Annotated in this window: 14 protein-coding genes; 5 read left to right on the forward strand and 9 right to left on the reverse strand. The window is 70.2% G+C overall.

Annotated elements, in window-relative coordinates; genetic code table 11:
* On the reverse strand, positions 1-726 hold a 726-nt coding region (locus tag MVA01S_RS15975), incomplete at its 3' end, for a glycosyltransferase family protein (protein ID WP_494337729.1).
* Between the two features lie 56 nt (positions 727-782).
* On the opposite strand from MVA01S_RS15975, the gene idi reads away from it, so the two are divergent.
* Positions 783-1,328 (forward strand): isopentenyl-diphosphate Delta-isomerase, encoded by a 546-nt coding sequence (gene idi, locus MVA01S_RS15980; RefSeq protein WP_003929492.1) that lies wholly within the window; start codon positions 783-785, stop codon positions 1,326-1,328.
* Here the strand turns inward: idi and MVA01S_RS15985 are convergent.
* The 6 genes from MVA01S_RS15985 to MVA01S_RS16010 all read right to left on the reverse strand — a co-directional run bounded on the left by MVA01S_RS15985 (position 1,325) and on the right by MVA01S_RS16010 (position 9,820).
* Positions 1,325-2,353 carry a DUF5914 domain-containing protein gene (locus MVA01S_RS15985; RefSeq protein WP_003929491.1) on the reverse strand — a complete coding sequence of 343 codons (1,029 nt, stop codon included), beginning with the start codon at positions 2,351-2,353 and terminating at the stop codon, positions 1,325-1,327. The two genes, idi and MVA01S_RS15985, sit on opposite strands and share 4 nt — an antisense overlap.
* Positions 2,350-3,912, reverse strand: a complete 1,563-nt coding sequence (locus MVA01S_RS15990; protein ID WP_003929490.1) for an FAD-dependent oxidoreductase — start codon at positions 3,910-3,912, stop codon at positions 2,350-2,352. Before MVA01S_RS15990 ends, MVA01S_RS15985 begins: the two co-directional genes overlap by 4 nt.
* 2 nt (positions 3,913-3,914) lie before the next feature.
* Entirely contained in the window at positions 3,915-4,862 is a 948-nt protein-coding gene (locus MVA01S_RS15995; protein ID WP_003929489.1) for a phytoene/squalene synthase family protein, read from the reverse strand.
* Entirely contained in the window at positions 4,859-6,379 is a 1,521-nt protein-coding gene (gene crtI / locus MVA01S_RS16000; protein WP_003929488.1) for a phytoene desaturase family protein, read from the reverse strand. The genes MVA01S_RS15995 and crtI overlap by 4 nt, the downstream gene beginning before the upstream one ends.
* Positions 6,379-7,476 (reverse strand): polyprenyl synthetase family protein, encoded by a 1,098-nt coding sequence (locus MVA01S_RS16005; protein ID WP_003929487.1) that lies wholly within the window; start codon positions 7,474-7,476, stop codon positions 6,379-6,381. The genes crtI and MVA01S_RS16005 overlap by 1 nt, the downstream gene beginning before the upstream one ends.
* An 82-nt stretch (positions 7,477-7,558) precedes the next feature.
* Entirely contained in the window at positions 7,559-9,820 is a 2,262-nt protein-coding gene (locus tag MVA01S_RS16010; protein WP_110765578.1) for an MMPL family transporter, read from the reverse strand.
* 142 nt (positions 9,821-9,962) lie between these two features.
* On the opposite strand from MVA01S_RS16010, the gene MVA01S_RS16015 reads away from it, so the two are divergent.
* Complete coding sequence (locus MVA01S_RS16015; RefSeq protein ID WP_040540492.1) at positions 9,963-10,568, forward strand: carboxymuconolactone decarboxylase family protein; 606 nt, start codon at positions 9,963-9,965, stop codon at positions 10,566-10,568.
* Here the strand turns inward: MVA01S_RS16015 and MVA01S_RS16020 are convergent.
* Positions 10,498-11,442 carry a sigma-70 family RNA polymerase sigma factor gene (locus MVA01S_RS16020; RefSeq protein ID WP_060941637.1) on the reverse strand — a complete coding sequence of 315 codons (945 nt, stop codon included), beginning with the start codon at positions 11,440-11,442 and terminating at the stop codon, positions 10,498-10,500. The two genes, MVA01S_RS16015 and MVA01S_RS16020, sit on opposite strands and share 71 nt — an antisense overlap.
* Before the next feature lie 111 nt (positions 11,443-11,553).
* Between MVA01S_RS16020 and MVA01S_RS16025 the strand changes: the two genes are divergently transcribed.
* From MVA01S_RS16025 to MVA01S_RS16035, 3 genes are all read left to right on the forward strand, one after another.
* A complete protein-coding gene (locus tag MVA01S_RS16025) occupies positions 11,554-13,065 on the forward strand; it encodes an APC family permease (RefSeq protein ID WP_040540495.1) in 1,512 nt (503 codons plus the stop codon).
* A 24-nt stretch (positions 13,066-13,089) separates the two neighbouring features.
* Entirely contained in the window at positions 13,090-13,947 is an 858-nt protein-coding gene (locus tag MVA01S_RS16030) for a universal stress protein (RefSeq protein ID WP_003929325.1), read from the forward strand.
* A gap of 418 nt (positions 13,948-14,365) precedes the next feature.
* Entirely contained in the window at positions 14,366-16,180 is a 1,815-nt protein-coding gene (locus MVA01S_RS16035; RefSeq protein WP_144033031.1) for an Ig-like domain-containing protein, read from the forward strand.
* A gap of 92 nt (positions 16,181-16,272) precedes the next feature.
* Here MVA01S_RS16035 and MVA01S_RS16040 read toward each other — a convergent pair whose 3' ends face one another.
* Positions 16,273-17,769: a gamma-aminobutyraldehyde dehydrogenase gene (locus tag MVA01S_RS16040; protein WP_040540499.1), complete on the reverse strand. Its 1,497-nt coding sequence runs from the start codon at positions 17,767-17,769 to the stop codon at positions 16,273-16,275.
* Between the last annotated feature and the right edge of the window lie 102 nt (positions 17,770-17,871).

The following is a 17,871-nucleotide window of genomic DNA, read 5'->3' on the forward strand; positions in this document are numbered from 1 at the left end:
GATGTCGTCGAGCCAGTCCGGCGCCGGTGCCGGCGGGTCGAAGATCGCCGGACCGATCAGGTCGACGGTCGGGCCCCAGTCGGTATGCCGGTACTCGAACGGTTTACCGGTGGGCACCAGGATGCGGGGTGCGTGGCGCAGCAGCTCATCGGCCGAGCCGACCTCGGGCAGACCCAATGACGTTCGCACCGAACGTATCCCGGCACGGAAGGGCCGGTCGAAGACGAACTGGGTGACGGCGCCGACACCCAGGTCGCGCACCGCGCCCAACGGGCCCGGCCACGGACGCGCGCCGGCACCGAACGGCGGCGAGCCCGGCGAGCGCAGGTACGGGATGAACGGCGAGAAGACCAACCACGGGCGCGTCTGCGCCTCCGCGGCCGACATCGCGCCCCAGCAGTTCGCGTCCACCAGGATCACGTCGGGATCCACCGCGCGCACCGCGTCGGCGAAGTCGTCGACCTCGTGTCCGGCCCGTTCGGTCAGCACGCGCACCGTCTCCTGCGCCGACCTGAGCACCCCGCTGGTGGTGTGCGCGCTCTGCAGCGCCTCGATGCGCGGATCCACCGCCGCGGCCTTGAAGCCCATGCCCAGGCACATATCCACGCCCGAGGCCATGGTGCGCACGTTGATCTCGTGGCCGCGCGCCGACATCTCCTGCAGCAGCGCCGAGAACGGGAACAGGTGACCGATCGCCGGCGCGGTGTAGGCCAGCACTACCGCCATCGGACACCCCCCGAGGTGGCACCGATCCGGACCGGCAGCGGCGACGAATCACGAACATGCACCCAATCGACACCGCCGAGATGGTGGTCCTTCTCGACGACGACGGCCAGACCATCGGGTCGGCACCCAAATCGCAGGTCCACCATGCGTCCACCCCGCTTCATCTGGCCTTCTCCTGCTACCTCTTCGACGGCACGGGCCGCGTTCTGCTGACGCGCCGCGCCCTGCACAAGCGCACGTTCCCCGGCATCTGGACCAACACCTGCTGCGGGCATCCCGCCCCCGACGAGGCGCTGGACGAGGCCGTGACCCGCCGGGTGCACCAGGAGCTCGGGTTGCAGATCGCCGGGCTGCGTTGTGTGCTGCCCGATTTCCGCTACTACGCGGTGGCCGCCGACGGCGTCGTGGAGAACGAGGTGTGCCCGGTGTACTGCGGGCGCGCCGTCGGTCCGGTGCGTCCCGCGCCCGACGAGGTCGCCGACTACGCGTGGGTGCCGTGGTCGCAGTTGCGGGCGGCGGCACAGTTGAGCTGGGCGATCAGCCCGTGGGCCGCCGAACAGGTCCCGCTGCTGGACCGGGCCGGGATCGGACATCAGAGCTAGCTCCTGAGCTCGAAGAGCCGCTCGGCGTACGCCAGGTCGTCGCGCCACAGCCGGTTCGCGGCGCGTCGCATCAGCGGCCGGATCAGCGGCGCCGCGACCAGTCCGGTCCCGAACCGCGGCCGGTCGGAGTGGGCGATCGCCGCTTCGATCACCGCGGTGCGGGGCCGCCCGTCCGGGCCCGGGCCCAGCGGGGTGGCGTGGGTCTCGACGACGCTTCCGCGGCCCTCCCCCTCGATGATGCGCATGACCACCGTGCGCGGTCCGGGCGTGGTGAACTCGGCGATCACCGGCACGCCCAGCTTGCCGATGTGGAACGTGACCTCGACCAGGAACCTGTCCAGGTCCTCGGCCAGGCCGTCGTCGGCAGGCGGCGCGCTGATCACCCGCAGCTGGGTGAACGAGTATGGGTGAAACCACGCGCCGTGCCACGGATCCAGGCGGTTGGCGACGATGTCGCGCGGTTCGCAGACCCCCTCCAGCCGGGTCACCGCCGCCAGCGACGGCTGTCCGGGCCGGACCGGGACGACCGGCGCATCCGTCGGGGCCGAAACGTCTACTTCGGCACCGGATTCGGCGTCGGACCGGGCATCCAGCCGGACCCAGCACAGCACACCGTCGTCGTGGGCCGGGTAGGGCTTCCACGAGCCGTGCCGACGTTCGCCCAGCCGCAACCCGTGCCACGGGCAGACCAGCGTGCCGCAGTCCACCGGCGCGGTCGCCAGGTCCGCGCCCAGATGCGGGCAGGCGCGCGGGGCCACCAGCAGGCCGCCGTCGGCACCGCGCCACGCCACCAGTTGCCTGCCGGCCACCGTGGTTCCGTACGCCTTCGTGGTGATCTGCGAACTCGCCGCGACGACGAACCAGTTTCCGCCCGGGCGACGCAGCGCGCGCCGCAGCGCCGCGTCGATCACCGCCGGGTTGGCGTCCTGATAGGTCGGCGTCTGCGCTGCCCACGACGGGGCCCGCACCACCTCGAACGGCCACGCCTTGGCCAGCCTGGCCCGCATTCCGGTCAACGTGTTCACCGCGCACCCCCGGCCGAGGTGGCAAGCCTTCGCAATACCGCCGACCGGCCCTGGTTCGGGACGGTGTGCAGTGCGTGCCCGGCCAGGCCGAAGCCGGCGAGCAGCTCGTTGGCGGCGGTCCAGCCGGTCGTCGCCGCGCGTTCCATCAGCGCCACCGGCAGGTCGATGCGGATCCCGTCACCGGCGAGCACCACCCGCGGATCGGGTGTCGCCACGGTCGGCCGGTCGGCGAAATCGCCCGGGGCGAACCGCGGGCAGTCGGCGCGGCGGAGCAGCCGTTCGGCCACGATCGTCGCGCCCGCGGTCTCGGGGTAGAGCTCATGCATCCGGGCGAGCAGCCGGCTGCGCACCTCGGTGTCACCCTCGGTGACCGAGTAGGCATGCAGCTCAACCACCGAACCGCCTGTGCGGGAGCACCATTCGGTCGACTCGCGTTCATAGCGCTCGAGCACGCTGATGTTGTCGAGCGGTTCGCGGCCACCGGTGGCGACGAACGCCGCACGGTCGGGGCGCACCGGACGGTCCAGCCACAATCGCAGCACCACGAACGGCGGCGCGGTGCCCATCGCGGCGACCTGTTCGCGCCACCCCGGGTCCCCGAGGGTCGGCGAGGCCGCGACCAGCCGCTGCAGTGCGCCGACGTCGGTGGCCAGCACCGCGGCGTCCGCCGACCATGTCCGGCCGCCCGCGCCGGTCACAGTCACCCCGTCGGCGACGGCGACGGTGTCGACCTCGGCCCCGGTGTGGAACACCACGCCGCGGCCCTCCAGATACCGGCGCAGCGGATTCCACAGCGCCACATCGAAGTTCGCGTTGGCAACGTCGAAGATCAGGCCCTCACTGGAGCCCAGGAAGTAGATGTGGAACATGGTGACCAGTTCCCCGGCCGACAGCGTCTCCGGCCGCGCGAAGAAGCTGCGCGCGAACACCTCGAACGCCAGGTGCCGCGCCGCCTCGGGAAAATTGATGTCGCGCAGGAAGGTTGCCGCATCGCGGTCGTCGAGCAGGTCGTAGGTCTCGGGAACCGACACCGTGGCCAGCGGGGCGGCGGCCTTGGCGTCCAGCCGGACCAGGTCACGCAACCGGAACGTGGGGCTGCGCAACGCGAAAGCCAACGCGTTCAACGGCGGGGTCTGCGGGAGCCCGCGGAACGTGTCCTGCCTGCCGGCCCCGTCGATCAGCGGGTAGTCCTCGACCGGTGTCAGCGCAGTCAGCCCGGGATCGCTGCGCTGCAACATCGCCCGCAGGTTGTAGTACTGCCGGAAGAACGCGTGGAAGCCACGGTTCATCGCCACCGGAGTACCGTCCTCCAGCGCGTCCGGCCAGCCGCCTACCCGCCCGCCGAGATAGTCCTGCTTCTCCACGACGTCGACCGCGACCCCGCGTTCGGTCAGCCCGGTGGCCGCGGCCAGACCTGCGATGCCGCCGCCGATGACGACGACGCGCGGCCGGCCCTCACCCGCCGACGCGCGGCCGGGGTGAGCGGGCCAGGTCTGGCGCCGACGATCAGATCCGTTGAGATGCCCGCCGAAATGCCCGCTGAAATGCCACTGATCCACCCTCACACTCTCCTGAGTCGCACTCGGTTGACCCATGCCTTACCGATGCCCGCCACAGCGACGGCCAATCGTCGTGGCTTGCCCACCGTCGCACGCCGGCCGAAGATCTCGAAGTCGATCGCCTCGATCCGGGCCAGGATGTCGGAGTACAGCGTCAGCGCGGCCGCCACGCAGGGACGCGACGGCGGCGCCAGCGTGGCGATCCCGGGCCTGGCCTGGTCGTAGACCTGCCGCGCGATCGCGTGCTGCTCGGCCAGCGCGGCGCGCACCCGGCCGTCGGTGCGCCGGTTGGCCTGACACCAGCTCAGCAGCTCGCGGTCCACGCCGTGGGCGGCCAGCTCGTCGGCGGGCAGGTACACCCGTCCCCTGGTCAGGTCCTCGTCGACGTCGCGCAGGAAGTTCGTCAGCTGGAACGCTTTGCCCAGCGCGGCGGCATACGGCGCCGACTCCTCGCGGGGGACCACGGTGCCCAGCACGGGCAGCATCTGCAGGCCGATCACCTCGGCCGAGCCGTGCATGTAGCGGTCCAGGGACTGCCGGTCGGGATAGTCGGTGACCGTCAGGTCCATCCGCATCGCCGCCAGGAAATCGTCGAACAGGTCCCAGCCGATGTCGTAGGTGCGCGCGGTGTGCACCACGGCGGTCAGGATCGGATCACCGTCACAGGACTGCCGGTCGACGAGACTGCTGAACAGCCGCGTCGACAGCTCCTGCAGCCGCTCGGCGCGCTGCTCGATCGTCGCCGTCCCGGCCAGATCGTCGAGGATGTCGTCGGCGACCCGGGCGAACCCGTACAGCGCGTGCACCGCCGGCCGCTGCTTGGGCGCCAGCAGCCGGGTGGCGAGGTAGAACGTCTTGCCGTGCTGGGCGTTGATGGTCCGGCACTGCCGGTATGCCTCGCGCAGTTCCGGGTCGCGCACCCCTGCGGCGTCGAGCTCCATCTTGATCATGAGTGGTTGACCTCCGAGGTGAGACGGCGAACGGGAATGCCGGTGATCCGGTCGGCGGCCAGGCGGCCGGACAGGATCGCGGTCGGAACCCCGACCCCGGGGACGGTGGACGATCCGGCCAGCACGACGTTGTCGACGCCGCGCACGGTGTTGGCCGGGCGGAACGGCCCGGTCTGGGCGAAGGTGTGTGCGAGCGCGAACGGGGTGCCCGCCGCCATCCCCTGGCGGCGCCAGTCGGCCGGGGTGACCACGTGCAGCAGCTCGGCGTCGTCGCCGACACCGGGCATCCGGTCGCGCACCGCGGACAGCATCTGTTGGACATACCCCGATCCGGCGGCGTCCCAGTCCATTGAGCCGATTTCGGTGTTGGGGGCCGGAGCCAGCACGTAGAGCAGGTCACGCCCGGGCGGCGCCAGCGACGGATCACCGGCGGTCGGGCGGGTCACCAGCAGCGACGGGTCCCCCATCACTTTGCCGTCGTCGATGATGTCGCGGAAGGTCTGCTTCCACGCGTCCCCGAACAGGATGGTGTGGTGGCCGGCTTCCTGACCGGCACCGTCACCGACGGCTCTGCAGCCGACGTGGGCGACCACCGCCGACGGCGCGGGCCGCAGCCGCAGCGGCCGTCGCGGCGTGCGGCCGATCAGCTGGTAGGTGTCGGGCAGCTCGGTGGTCAGCACCACCGCGTCCGCCGGCACCCGCAGACCGTCGAGGGTGCGCACCGCCGCGACCCGCGACCCGCTGAACTCCAGCTCCGAAACCGGTGCACCGTAAACGAATTCGACACCGGCGCGGCTGGCGGCCGCAGCCATCGCATCGGGCAGCGCGCGCATCCCGCCGCGCGGGAAGTACACCCCTGCCACGGTGTCCATGTAGGCGATCACCGCGTACACGGCCAGCGCGCTCTGCGGCGGCACCCCGGCGTAGAGGGCCTGGAAGGTGAACACCCGCAGCAGCCGTTCGTCGCTGAGGAACCGGCGCACCACGGGCTCCCACCGGCGGAACCCGCCGAGCGCGACCAGGCGCGCCAGCGACGGCGTCAGCAGCGACAGCGGCGAGTCGAAGTTGTCGGCGATGAACCCGTCGAACTCGGTGCGGTACAGCTTGGTCAGCCAGTCCCGCAGCCGCAGATAGCCGTCGGCCTCCGCACGCCCGGCGAACCGTTCGATCTCGGCCGCCATCGCCGCCGCGTCGGTGTGCACCTGCAGTGCGCTGCCGTCGGCGAACTTCGCGTGATAGGCCGGGTGTACCGGGTCCATCGGCAGGCAGTCGGCCAGCGACTCCCCGACCGCGGCGAACGCCTCGTCGATGATGTCGGGCATGGTCAGCACCGTCGGGCCGGTGTCGAGCCGGTAGCCGTTGACGTCGGCGCGGCCGACGCGGCCGCCGGGATGCAGACCGCGCTCGACGACGGTGACCGAACGGCCGCGGCCGGCCAGTTGCATCGCCGCCGACAGCCCGGACAGCCCGGCGCCGACCACGACGACGCGGTCGGTTCTCCCGCTCAGTGCGCGCATCAGGCGGCCCGCTGGGTGCAGGCGACGGCCATCTCGGCCAGCGCGGCGCGGGGCACCTCGGGGATGTGGGCACCGTCGAGGAAGCGCAGCGCCGCGTCGTGCCGCCGGCCGATCTGCTCCTCGATCCACTGCACGGCGCCGCTGGCCATGATCAGCGTGCGCCAGCGCGCCACCGCGTCGGCGTCGACCTCCGGGCTGCGCATCAGCTCGGCCAGCTGGCGCCGCAGGCCCGCCCCGGCCAGTTCGTAGGCCGCGACGATGACGCTGGTGGCCTTGCCCTCCTCCATGTCGCTGCGCGCGGGTTTGCCGGTCAGAGAGGGCGATCCGAACACCCCGAGGATGTCGTCGCGCAACTGGAACGCCTCGCCGATCGCGGCGCCGTATCCGGACAGTGCGTCCGACACGTCGGGGCCGCAGCCGGCCATCGCGGCGCCGAGCTCCAGGGGCCGGCGCACCGTGTAGTTGCCGGACTTGCGGCGCAGCACGTCGAGCACCTCAGGCAGGGTCGGGAACGTCTGGCAGCTGTTGAGCAGGTCCGACAGCTGGCCGACCGCCAGCTCCGTGCGCATGTCGTCATAGCGGGGCAGCACCCGGGCCAGCGCGTCGTCCCCAACTCCGCTGCGGCGCAACATCTCCTCGGCCCACACCAGACACAGGTCGCCGAGCAGGATCGCCGCGGACTCACCGAACCGGCTCGCCGAGCCGGCCAGACCGTTGTCGCGGTGCCACCGCCCGAACACCACGTGCGCGGTGGGGCGGGCCCGGCGCAGCGCGGAGTTGTCCATCACGTCGTCCTGGATCAGCGCGAAGGTGTGCAACAGCTCCAGGCTCGCCGACGCCCGCAGCGCGGCCTCGTCCTCCTCGGCGCCGCACAGCCAGCCCAGGTACATGAACGTCGAGCGCACGTACTTGCCGCCGTCGAGGAACCCGGCCAGCAGGTCCCCGGCGACGTCGACCCCGGCTCTGTCCAGCCGGCGCACGCACTCCCCACGGACGAAGTCCTCAAGATGTTCCCGGACCGCCGCCCGGACATTCTGCCGCCAGTCCCTCAGACCCGGCTCCGCCAACTGCAAGCCGGCGAGTTCACCCCTGTTCAACCGCGTCCCCTCTTCATCTCGACCTGAGTGCTATGGCTTCCATTCGGAACCGCGGTCCCCCCGGATTGGTCGGATGTGTCATTTATTTCGTCACCGCGGCCGCACGCCCGGTCCGCCGCACCTGGCGGCGGGCAGAATGCCGCGGACCGGCGTCGAAGCGGGCATGCCAACGCGCGAGCGGGGGCGGCGCCCACCAGTTCCAGCGCCCCATCAGATGCATCAATGCCGGCAGCAGCACCATCCGTACCAGAGTGGCATCAATCAGCACGGCGAGCATCAGGCCGAGACCGAACATCCGCATGAACGACACCTGCGCGGCGATGAGCGCCCCGAACGAGACCGACATGATCAACGCCGCCGCGGTGACCACCCTGCCGGTGTGCGCCAGCCCCAACGCCACACTCTCATCGTTGTCCTGCCCCCCACCCGCGAGCCAGAACTCGCGGATGCGGGCGATCAGGAAGACCTCGTAGTCCATGGACAGCCCGAACGCGACACAGAACAGCAGCACCGGCATGTTGACGACCAGCGTCCCGGTCGGTGTCGTGCCGAGCGCGCCGAGATGGCCGTCCTGGAAGATCCACACCAGCGCGCCGAACGCCGCCGACAACGACAGCGCGTTGAGCACCAGCGCCTTGACCGGCAGTACCACGCTGCCGGTGAGCATGAACAGCAGCACGAAGGTGATCGCCGCGATGATGCCGAGCACCAACGGCAGCCGCGCGGTGATCGAATCGACGCTGTCTCTGTTGATCTGAGCGATCCCGGTGACCTCGACAGCGCGCCCGCCGGGGCCGCCGAGCGCGCGCAGCCGGTCGAGCTGGCGTTCGGACTCCGCCGAGAACGGCGGCGCGTTACTGCCGACGGTCAGGAACGCCGCGCCGCCCCGCTGACCGGCCGCGCCGGTGACCGGCCCCACCCGGCGGCCGTCGGCGAACGTGCCCGTCGGCGCGCTGACCATCGACACGTCCTCGATCGCCGACGCCTCGGTGGCGAAACGGTCGAAGTCCTGCGGTGTCAGGCCTGCGGCGTCGGGCACCACGACCGTCAGCGCGGTCTCGGAGTTGTCGGAGAAGTCGGCGCGCAACATGTCGCCCACCTGATGCGCGGACGCCGACGCGGGCAGCACCCGGTCGTCGGCCACCCCCCACGTCACCCCCAGGAACGGCAGGCCGAGAGCGACCAGCAGCACCACCCCGGCCAGCCCCACCGGCACCGCGCGGCCCATCACGAACTTCGTCGAGCGGTACCAGAAGTTCTGTTGCACCGGCCGGTCCGCCGGCGCGGTGCGCCGGACCAGACGGCGGACGTCGAACGCGTCGAGCCGGGGACCGGCCAGCACGATCGCCGCAGGGGTGACCACGATCGCGGCCGCGGCGCACAACACGACCGTGGCGACGCCGGCATAGGCGAACGACTTCAGGAAGTACATCGGGAACAACACCAGCGTCGCCATCGACAGCGCGACGGTCAGCGCGGAGAACAGCACGGTGCGGCCCGCGGTCGTCATCGTGGTGATCAGCGCGCGGTCCCGGTCCGCGCCTGTGGCGATCTCGTCGCGGAACCGGCTGACGATCAGCAGCGTGTAGTCGATGGCCAGCGCAAGCCCCAGTGCGGTGGCCAGATTCAGCGCGAAGATCGACACGTCGGTGACCGTCGCGATGACGCGCAGCACCGACATGGTCGACACGATGGCCAGGCCGCCGACCGCCACCGGCAACGCCGCGGCCAGCAGCCCCTTGAACACCCACACCAGTACCAGGAAGCTCAGCGGGATCGCGATCGCCTCCATCAGCAGCACATCGCGCTGCGTCTGGTCGTTGATCTGCTCGTAGACGATCGTCGACCCGCCGGCCAGCACCGTGACGCCCGGATGCCGCGGCACCACGGTGGCGGTGATGTCGTCGACCAGCGCCTGGGCACGGCGGGGGGCGACGTTCTCGTCGCCGCGCAGTTCGGCGATGACCAGGCCGGTGCGCCCGTCCTCGGAGGTCAGCACGCCGGCCTGACCGGGTGGGGCGGTCCAGGTGGAGGTCACGCTGACCACAGCAGGGTCGGCCTCCAGGCGTGCGGCGATGGCCTGTCCGGTGTCCCGGGCGGCAGGGGCGTCGGCGCCCTGCGGATCGCTGACGGTCAGGACGAGCTGCATGTCCCCACGACCGAACGTGTCGATCAGGATGCGGGTGGCGCGGGCCGATTCCGACGTCGGGTCCTGGAACCCGCCGCTGGCGAGGCTGCCCACCACCGGCACACCGAAGATCGCGGCGCCGATCATGAGCATGACGGCGACGGCCACGATGCGGCGCGGTGCCGCGATGGCCCACAACGCAATTCGGTGCAGCAGACGGCGCCTCTTCTCGATACCGCCGGATCACCCGGCGCCGATGATGACCTCAGCGTCTTCCCTGCGGGCCCCGCACGGAAACCTGTCGGGATCGGACGTCGGATTTCTGTCACACCTGGGCGGTCCGGTTCGTCTCACCTGTATGACGACCACACGCATCGAACCCCTGTCCCCCGACCGCGCCCCGCTGCGCACCCGGCTGCTGTGGCGCTTCGCCAAGCGCCGCTTCGGTGAGGTGCCCGAGCCGTTCGCGATCTACGCGCATCATCCGCGGCTGATGCTGGCCGGCGCGGTGCACGAGGGGATGCTGGACCGGGCCTCGACCACATTGCCCGCCGGCGTGCGCGAGCTCGCCGTCTACTGGACCGCCCGGCAGATCGGCTGCTCGTGGTGTGTCGACTTCGGCGCGATGCTGATGCGCCTGGACGGCCTGGACATGGCGCGGCTGACCGAGATCGACGACTACGCGAACTCCCCCCGGTTCACCGGCGACGAGCGCGCGGCGATCGCCTACGCCGCCGCGATGACCACCGACCCGCACACGGTCACCGACGCACAGGTGGCCGATCTGCGCCGCCGTTTCGGCGCCGACGGGGTCATCGAGCTGACCTACCAGATCGGCGTCGAGAACATGCGGGCGCGGATGAACGCCGCACTAGGAATCACCGAGCAGGGGTTCAGCTCCGGGGATGCCTGCCGGGTGCCGTGGGCCGGCTCGGATCAGCAGGGTTCAGCGGCGAACCGGTGAACTTGTCCGGGTTGGCGATGTCGTAGATCGCCACCACCCGCCCGTCGCGCACCGTCATCGCCTGGATGCGGGGCGCTATCGCCGGCGCGTCGTCGGTGGCCTCCGCGCCGGGCGAGTACAACCCGAGCTCCCCGTTGACCAGCCCGAGCAGTCCGCTGCCGAGCAGCCGCTGCGCGCCGTACCGCCGCCGCAGCCCGAGCAGCAGGCGGGCCACCTTGTCGCTGCCGGAGACCACGCGCGCGGCGGTGGGCGCCCTGCGGTTCGAGTCACCGGTGAACGTGACATCCGGGTGCAGCAGCCCGACGACCTTGCCGAGATCGCCGGAAGCCATGGCTTCCAACAGCTTTCCCACCACTTCGGCGTGGTCGGCAGCGGGCGGTGGAGCGGCCGAGACCGCGCGGCGCGCGCGGGAGGCGAGCTGGCGGGCCGACTCGGCCGACGAGCCGAGCACCGTCGCGATCTCGGGGAACGGCACCGCGAAACCGTCGTGCAACACGAACGCCACCCGCTGGTCGGGAGTCAGGTTCTCCAGCACCACCATTGCGGCGAACCGCGCGTCCTCGCCGGCCACCACCGAGGCCAGCGGATCGGCGCCGTCGAATCCCGTGACCACCGGCTCCGGCAGCCACTCACCGACGTAGGTCTCGCGGCGGTGCGCCGCCGAGCGCAACCGGTCCAGGGCCAGCCGGCTCACCACCGTGGTCAGCCACGCCTTGAGGTCGTCGATCGCGGTGGCGCGATGGGTATCCCAGCGCAGCCAGGCATCCTGCACGACGTCCTCGGCATCGGCCACCGTGCCGGTGAGGCGGTAGGCCACCGACATCAGGTGTGGCCGCAGCTGCTCGAATTCGCCGACGCGCGCGCTCGCGGTCATGACACGAGTCTAGAACGCGCGGGCCCGGATACCGTTGTGACGGCAAAGATCTGCCGCAGCAAGGATTCCGTACCGTGGGTGCGGCGACCCGGCGAACCGTATATTGCGCAAATGGCTATCAGGGAGCAGCCGCCGATCCCCGTGGTCGGCGGCAAGGGTCTTCAGGCCGGCGCGCTCGGCCTGGTGGGCAACGTCGTGATCGGCCTTGCCGCCGTCGCCCCGGCCTACAGCCTGGCCGCCACCCTCGGCTACGTGGTGCTCGCGGTCGGGGAGAAGGCGCCGTCGATGTTCGTGCTCGCGTTCATCCCGATGCTGCTCGTCGCGTTCGCCTACAAGGAGCTGTCCCAGGACACGCCGGACTGCGGCACCACGTTCACCTGGGGCACCAAGGCTTTCGGGCCGTGGATCGGTTGGATCGGCGGATGGGGGCTGGCCGTCTCGGCGATCATCGTGCTGGCCAACGTCGCCGAGATCGCCGCGATCTACCTGTTCGACTTCCTCGGTCTGGACGACCTCGCCGAGAACGTGTTGGCGAAAGTGTCGCTCGGGTCGTTCTTCATCATCGCGATGACGTTGCTGTCGGCCCGCGGCATCGTGGTCAGCGAGCGCGTGCAGAACGTGTTGATCACGATCCAGTTCGGGGTGCTGATCCTCGTCAGTGTCATCGCGCTGGTCCGGGTGTTCTCCGGCACCGCCGGAGCGCAGGCCATCTCCCCGCAGCTGTCGTGGCTGTGGCCCGGCGGGCTGGACGCGTCGTCGATCGCCGCGGCGGTGATCCTGTGCATCTTCATCTACTGGGGCTGGGACGCCTGCCTCGCCGTCGGCGAGGAGACCAAGGACCCCGGCCGCACCCCCGGGATCGCGGCGCTGATCACCACCGTGATCCTGGTGTGCACCTACGTGCTGGTGGCCTACGCGATCCAGTCGTTCGCCGGGTTCAGCGAGGTGGGCATCGGGCTGAACAACCCGAACAACACCGACGACGTGCTGACCGTCCTCGGCGAGCCGGTCGCGGGCGCCGTCGCGGCCTCGGCGCTGCTGCTGACGGTCTCGTTGTCGGCGCTGTCCTCGACCCAGACCACAATCCTGCCGACCGCGCGCGGGACGCTGTCGATGGCGGTCTACGAGGCGATTCCGAAGAGGTTCGCCTCGGTGCACCCGCGTTACATGACGCCGGCGTTCGGCACCATCGTGATGGGCGCCTCGGCGCTGTTCTTCTACATGCTGCTGACGTTCCTGTCGGAGAACGCGCTGGCCGATTCGGTGGCCTCGCTGGGGTTGGCGGTGGCCTTCTACTACGGCATCACCGCGTACGCGTGCGTGTGGTATTTCCGTCGCTCGCTGTTCACCTCCGCACGAAACCTGTTCTTCCGCGGGATCTTTCCGCTCCTGGGCGCGCTGGCGATGACGTGGGCGTTCTTCCAGAGCGCCTACGACATGATCCAGCCCGACTACGGCTACACCGCGTTCGGGCCGCTGGGCGGGGTGTTCGTGCTCGGCGTGGGGATGCTGGTGCTCGGCATCCCGCTGATGCTGGCGTGCTTCGCGTTCGGCACCAAGCGGTTCTTCCGCGGCGAGACGCTCAACGCGACCACCGAGGTGAAGGTTCTCGACACCTACTGAAAGCACTGAAAGACAGGCCCCGCAATGCATCTGACAGTCGGATACCTCGCGACCCCCACCGGTGACGACGGCATTGCACTGGCCAGTGCAATGGCCCGGACCTTCGCCGCGGCCGTCGACGTGGTGCTCGTCGTCCGGGAGGAGCTTCCCGACGGGCATCCCGGCCGGCTGGAATACCAGCAGATGCTGGTCCACCGCGGGCAGCAGTGGATCGCTCGGGCGGTGGACGCGCTGGCCGCCGACGGGATCACCGCGGGGTCGTCGGTGGTCGTCGGAGAATCGTTCGCGCAGACACTCATCGAGGTCGCCGAGCAGAAGTCCTCGGAGATGATCGTCGTCGGCGGTGCGCGGGACGGGTTCTTCGGCGGGCACACCATCGGGCCGGTGACCGGGTCGCTGCTGCACTCGTCGCCGATCCCCGTGGCGCTGGCGCCGCGCGGGTACGCCGAAGACCCCGACGACACGTTCGTGGAGGTGACGGCCGCGGTGCCGACCAAGCCGGGCGACGACAACCCGTTGCCCTTCGCGATCGCGCTGGCCGGTGAGGCCGATCTGCGCATCCGGATGCTGTCGCTGGTGTCGGCGGAGAACCTCGCCGAGGCCGGCAGCGTGCGCGAGGTGCGGGCGCTGCAGCGGGTGGCCGCCGAGAAGAACCTGGAGGTCGCCGCGCGCGCCCTGCCCGATGCGCCGGAGATCGCGTCGCTGGTGGCCGACGGGATGACGCTGGAGTCGGCGCTGAAGAAGCTGCAGTGGGAGGACGGCGATCTGCTGGTCGTCGGGTCGAGCCGGTTCGCCGCACCGCGCCGCATCTTTCTGGGGTCGACGGCGGCCCGGATCCTCGCAGCCGTCGACGTGCCGGTGATCGTGGTGCCGCGCGGCTAGCCGGCCGCCGTCTTCTTCTCCTACGCCGCGAGAGTGCGCTCAGGGTCGTGCGCACGGGCCTGGGCACGACCGTGAGCGCACGCTCGCAGCGGATGCCGGTCTGCGACACGCGACGACACGCCGTTGCCGCGCGGGTGCAGTCACTGTCGAGACGAAGACAGGCCGACGCCGGCAGAGGCACGTCCGGCGGAGAACGCGTGCAGATCTGGCAAACACTGTTTTGATCTTGATTTGCGGGTTTGCTGCGGTGTGGCGAATTACTGCTCTTCCACGTAAATTACGCGGTGCGCCGATTACCTGAGCCCACGTTCGGACCTCCACGTCGGATTGCCCTTGTCGATCCCGTAGCAAACCCGGATGCCATCACTTACCATCAGCTTCGCCGACCTGGCTACGTCATCTACGCGGGGAGAATGTCATGGGTCATGCGAAGTACATCGGGCGCGTGGGTGCGTTGGCGGTATTGCTGGGGATCGGCACTGCAATAGCGAGTCCGGCCGCGGCGGAGACCGCGACGAGCGATCCGTCGAGTTCCTCCGATTCGTCTTCGGAGCCCGCGGTGGCCGACTCCGCCCCGGACACACCCACGACCGACACCGACGAAGATCTCGACGAAGCGGACGACGAAGCCGACGCCGACGAAGATCTCGAAGACGAAGTCGAAGTCGACGACGAAGACGACGACGCGGACGACGCGGACGACGCGGACGACGCGGACGACGAAGAGGGAGTCGAGGACGAAACCGAGCCGGAGCCGGAGCCGGAGCCGGAGCCTGAGCCGGAGCCGACCGTAGAGGACGAGACCTCGGCCGAGCTTGCGGAGGATCTCACCGAAGAACGCGACGAAGAACGCGAGGAAGAGCCTGCGGTCGACGTACCCGAGCCCGCCGACACCGAGGACGACGACACGCCCGCCCGCGTCGAGACCATAGCCAATCCTGCTGCCGCAGTGAGTACGTCACCCGGGGCGCCGGCGCCGGCGCCACTGGTGCGTCAGCCCGTCACACCGATCGGCGCGATCCTCGGTGCACCCTTCGCACTGATCAACATCGCCGTCGAAGCCCTGAACATGCTGTTCACGCCGACGCCCGGCACGCCGGCCGATCCGCCCGTCCTGTGGGGGGTGCTGGCTTTCGTGCATCGCGAGATCCACCGCACGTTCTTCAACAGCGCGCCGTACGCCGTCGCCGACAGCGCAAGCACCAGCGAGGACGTCCCCACCACGATCCCGGTGCTGGACAACGACACCGACCCCAACGGCGACCTGCTGACGATCAAGAAGTTCACCCAGCCCGCCAACGGCACCGTCGTGCTCAATCCCGACGGCACCTTCACCTACACCCCGAACGCCGACTTCAACGGCACCGACACCTTCACCTACACCGTCTCCGACGAGGCGAGTGCATGGCATGTCCACGGTCTGGTCAGCCTGCTGTTCCGCGGCGGACACGCGCCGACGACCACCGTCACCATCGCCGTCGGCGCGGTCAACGACGCCCCCACCATGAATCCGGACAGGCCCGTCACCGACTCGGTCACCGGTGTCGTCACCGCCGACCTGAACGCAGAGGACGTCGACGGCGACCCCCTGACCTACGAGGTCAGCACACCGTCCCGGGGCGCCGTCACCATCGTCGACGGGGCGTTCGTCTACACCCCCACCGCCGCAGCCCGTGCCGCGGCCGGACAGGGCGGTCCCGCCACCGACACCTTCACCGTGACGGTCAACGACGGCAACGGCGGCGCCGTCAGCCAGACCTTCACCGTCGCCGTCACCCCGAACATCGACAACATCACCATCGAGATGCGTTGGGGCGCAGCGCCGAGAGATCTGGACTCACATCTCGTGGGACCCGGCACGGGCGGCGGGCAGTTCCACGTCTATTACGGCAACAGGAACCTGCGGGAGACGGACGGCACCTTCGTCGCCACCCTCGCCGCCGACGACACGAACGGGTTCGGGCCTGAGCTGACCACGCTCTACACCCGCACGCCCGGTGAATACCTCTTCTATGTCCACCGGTTCAGCACCGAGGCCGGATGGGACGTTTCCGAAGCCAGCGTCACCGTCCGCGACTCGGTCAGCGGAATCAACACCGTGTTCACGATCTCCGACGAGGCGACCGGACGCTACTGGTCGGTGTTCACGCTCACGATCTCCGACACCGGCCTGGTCACGGTGTCACCTGTGGACACCTACAGCGAGACCGAACCCACGCTGACCACCCTCTGACCACCGCGACCATCCTCTGACCACCGCGGAATAGCGTTCCTGGCTGCGCTCAAGCCGCCGACAACAGCCAGGAACGCTATTCCGCGGGGTGGTTAGCGCTTGGTGAAAATCGTGCGGTGCCAAGCCTTGTCGACCACGCCCGTGATGTCGCTCATCACATGCTTGATCGACAGGTACTCCTCGAGCGAGTACTGGCTCATGTCCTTGCCGAAGCCCGACGCGCCGAAACCGCCGTGCGGCATCTCCGAGATGATCGGGATGTGGTCGTTGATCCACACGCAGCCGGCGTGGATCTCGCGTGACGCCCGCTGCGCCCGGTACACATCGCGTGTCCACGCCGACGCCGCCAGCCCGTAGGCGGTGTCGTTCGCCTGCCGGATCGCGTCGTCGTCGTCGGTGAACGAGCGCACGGCCAGCACCGGCCCGAAGATCTCGTCGCGCCACACCTCGGACTGTTCCGATACGTCGGCGATCAACGTCGGCCGGTAGAACGACCCGGGGCCCTCCGGCGCCACCCCGCCGGTCACGATCCGTCCGCCCTCGCCCGGCGCACGCTCGACCATGCCGGCGACCTTGGCCCGGTGCGCGAGCGTGATCAGCGGCCCCAGGTCGGTGTCGGGGTCGTGCGGATCACCGATCACCACCTTGCCCATCACCTCGGCCACCCCGGCCACGAAGTCGTCGTAGAGCGGCCGCGCGACGATCGCGCGCGTCGCCGCGGTGCAGTCCTGCCCGGTGTTGATCAGCGATCCGGCGACCGAACCCTGGATCGCGGCGTCCAGATCGGCGTCGTCGAACACCACGAACGGCGCCTTGCCGCCGAGTTCCAGCTGCGTGCGGTGCCCGTGCACGGCGGCCGCCGCCATCACCCGGCGTCCCACCGGCGTGGACCCGGTGAACGTGACCATGTCGACGTCGGCATGCCCGGCCAGCGTGGTGCCGACGTCCGCGCCGGACCCGGTCACCACGTTGAACACCCCGGGCGGCAGACCCGCCTCCCCGGCCAGCCGGGCCAGGGTCAGCGTCGTCAGCGGGGTGATCTCGGCGGGCTTGATCACGACCGAACATCCGGCGGCCAGTGCGGGCAGCACTTTCCACACCGCCATCTGCAGCGGATAGTTCCACGGGGTGATGGTGGCGACCACGCCGACGGCCTCGCGCCGGATCGAGGAGGTGTGGTCCCCGGAGTACTCGCCGGAGGCCTTGCCTTCGAGATGGCGGGCCGCGCCTGCGAAGAAGTCGATGTTGTCGACGCTGCCGGGGACGTCGAACTCGGTGGCCAGCCGCACCGGCTTGCCGGTCTGGCTGACCTCCTCGGCGACCAGGTCCGCCGTCGCCTCGTCGGCCAGCTTGGCGAGCTTGGCCAGCACCGCCGACCGCTCGGCCGGGGTCGCCGTCGACCACCCGCGCAGGGCCGCCCGCGCCGAACTCACCGCCGCGTCGACGTCGGCCGGCTGCGCGAGCTGGTACTCGGCCACCGGTCTCCCGGTCGCGGGACTGACCACCGCGTGGGTGGGGCCGCCGGTGGACACCGGGGCACCGTCGATCCAACTGCCTGCCAATACGGGTGGGGACGAAACTGTGGTCATGCGTCCTACGCTATCGCGCCCACCCCAGCCCGGGCTACGCATTACGGCAGCGTCAACGGGTCTGCACGCGTGATTTCATGGTGACGGTTGCCTGTGACGACG

Source organism: Mycolicibacterium vaccae NBRC 14118 = CIP 105934 (assembly GCF_001552715.1).
In the GTDB taxonomy this organism is placed as follows: Bacteria; Actinomycetota; Actinomycetes; order Mycobacteriales; family Mycobacteriaceae; genus Mycobacterium; species Mycobacterium vaccae.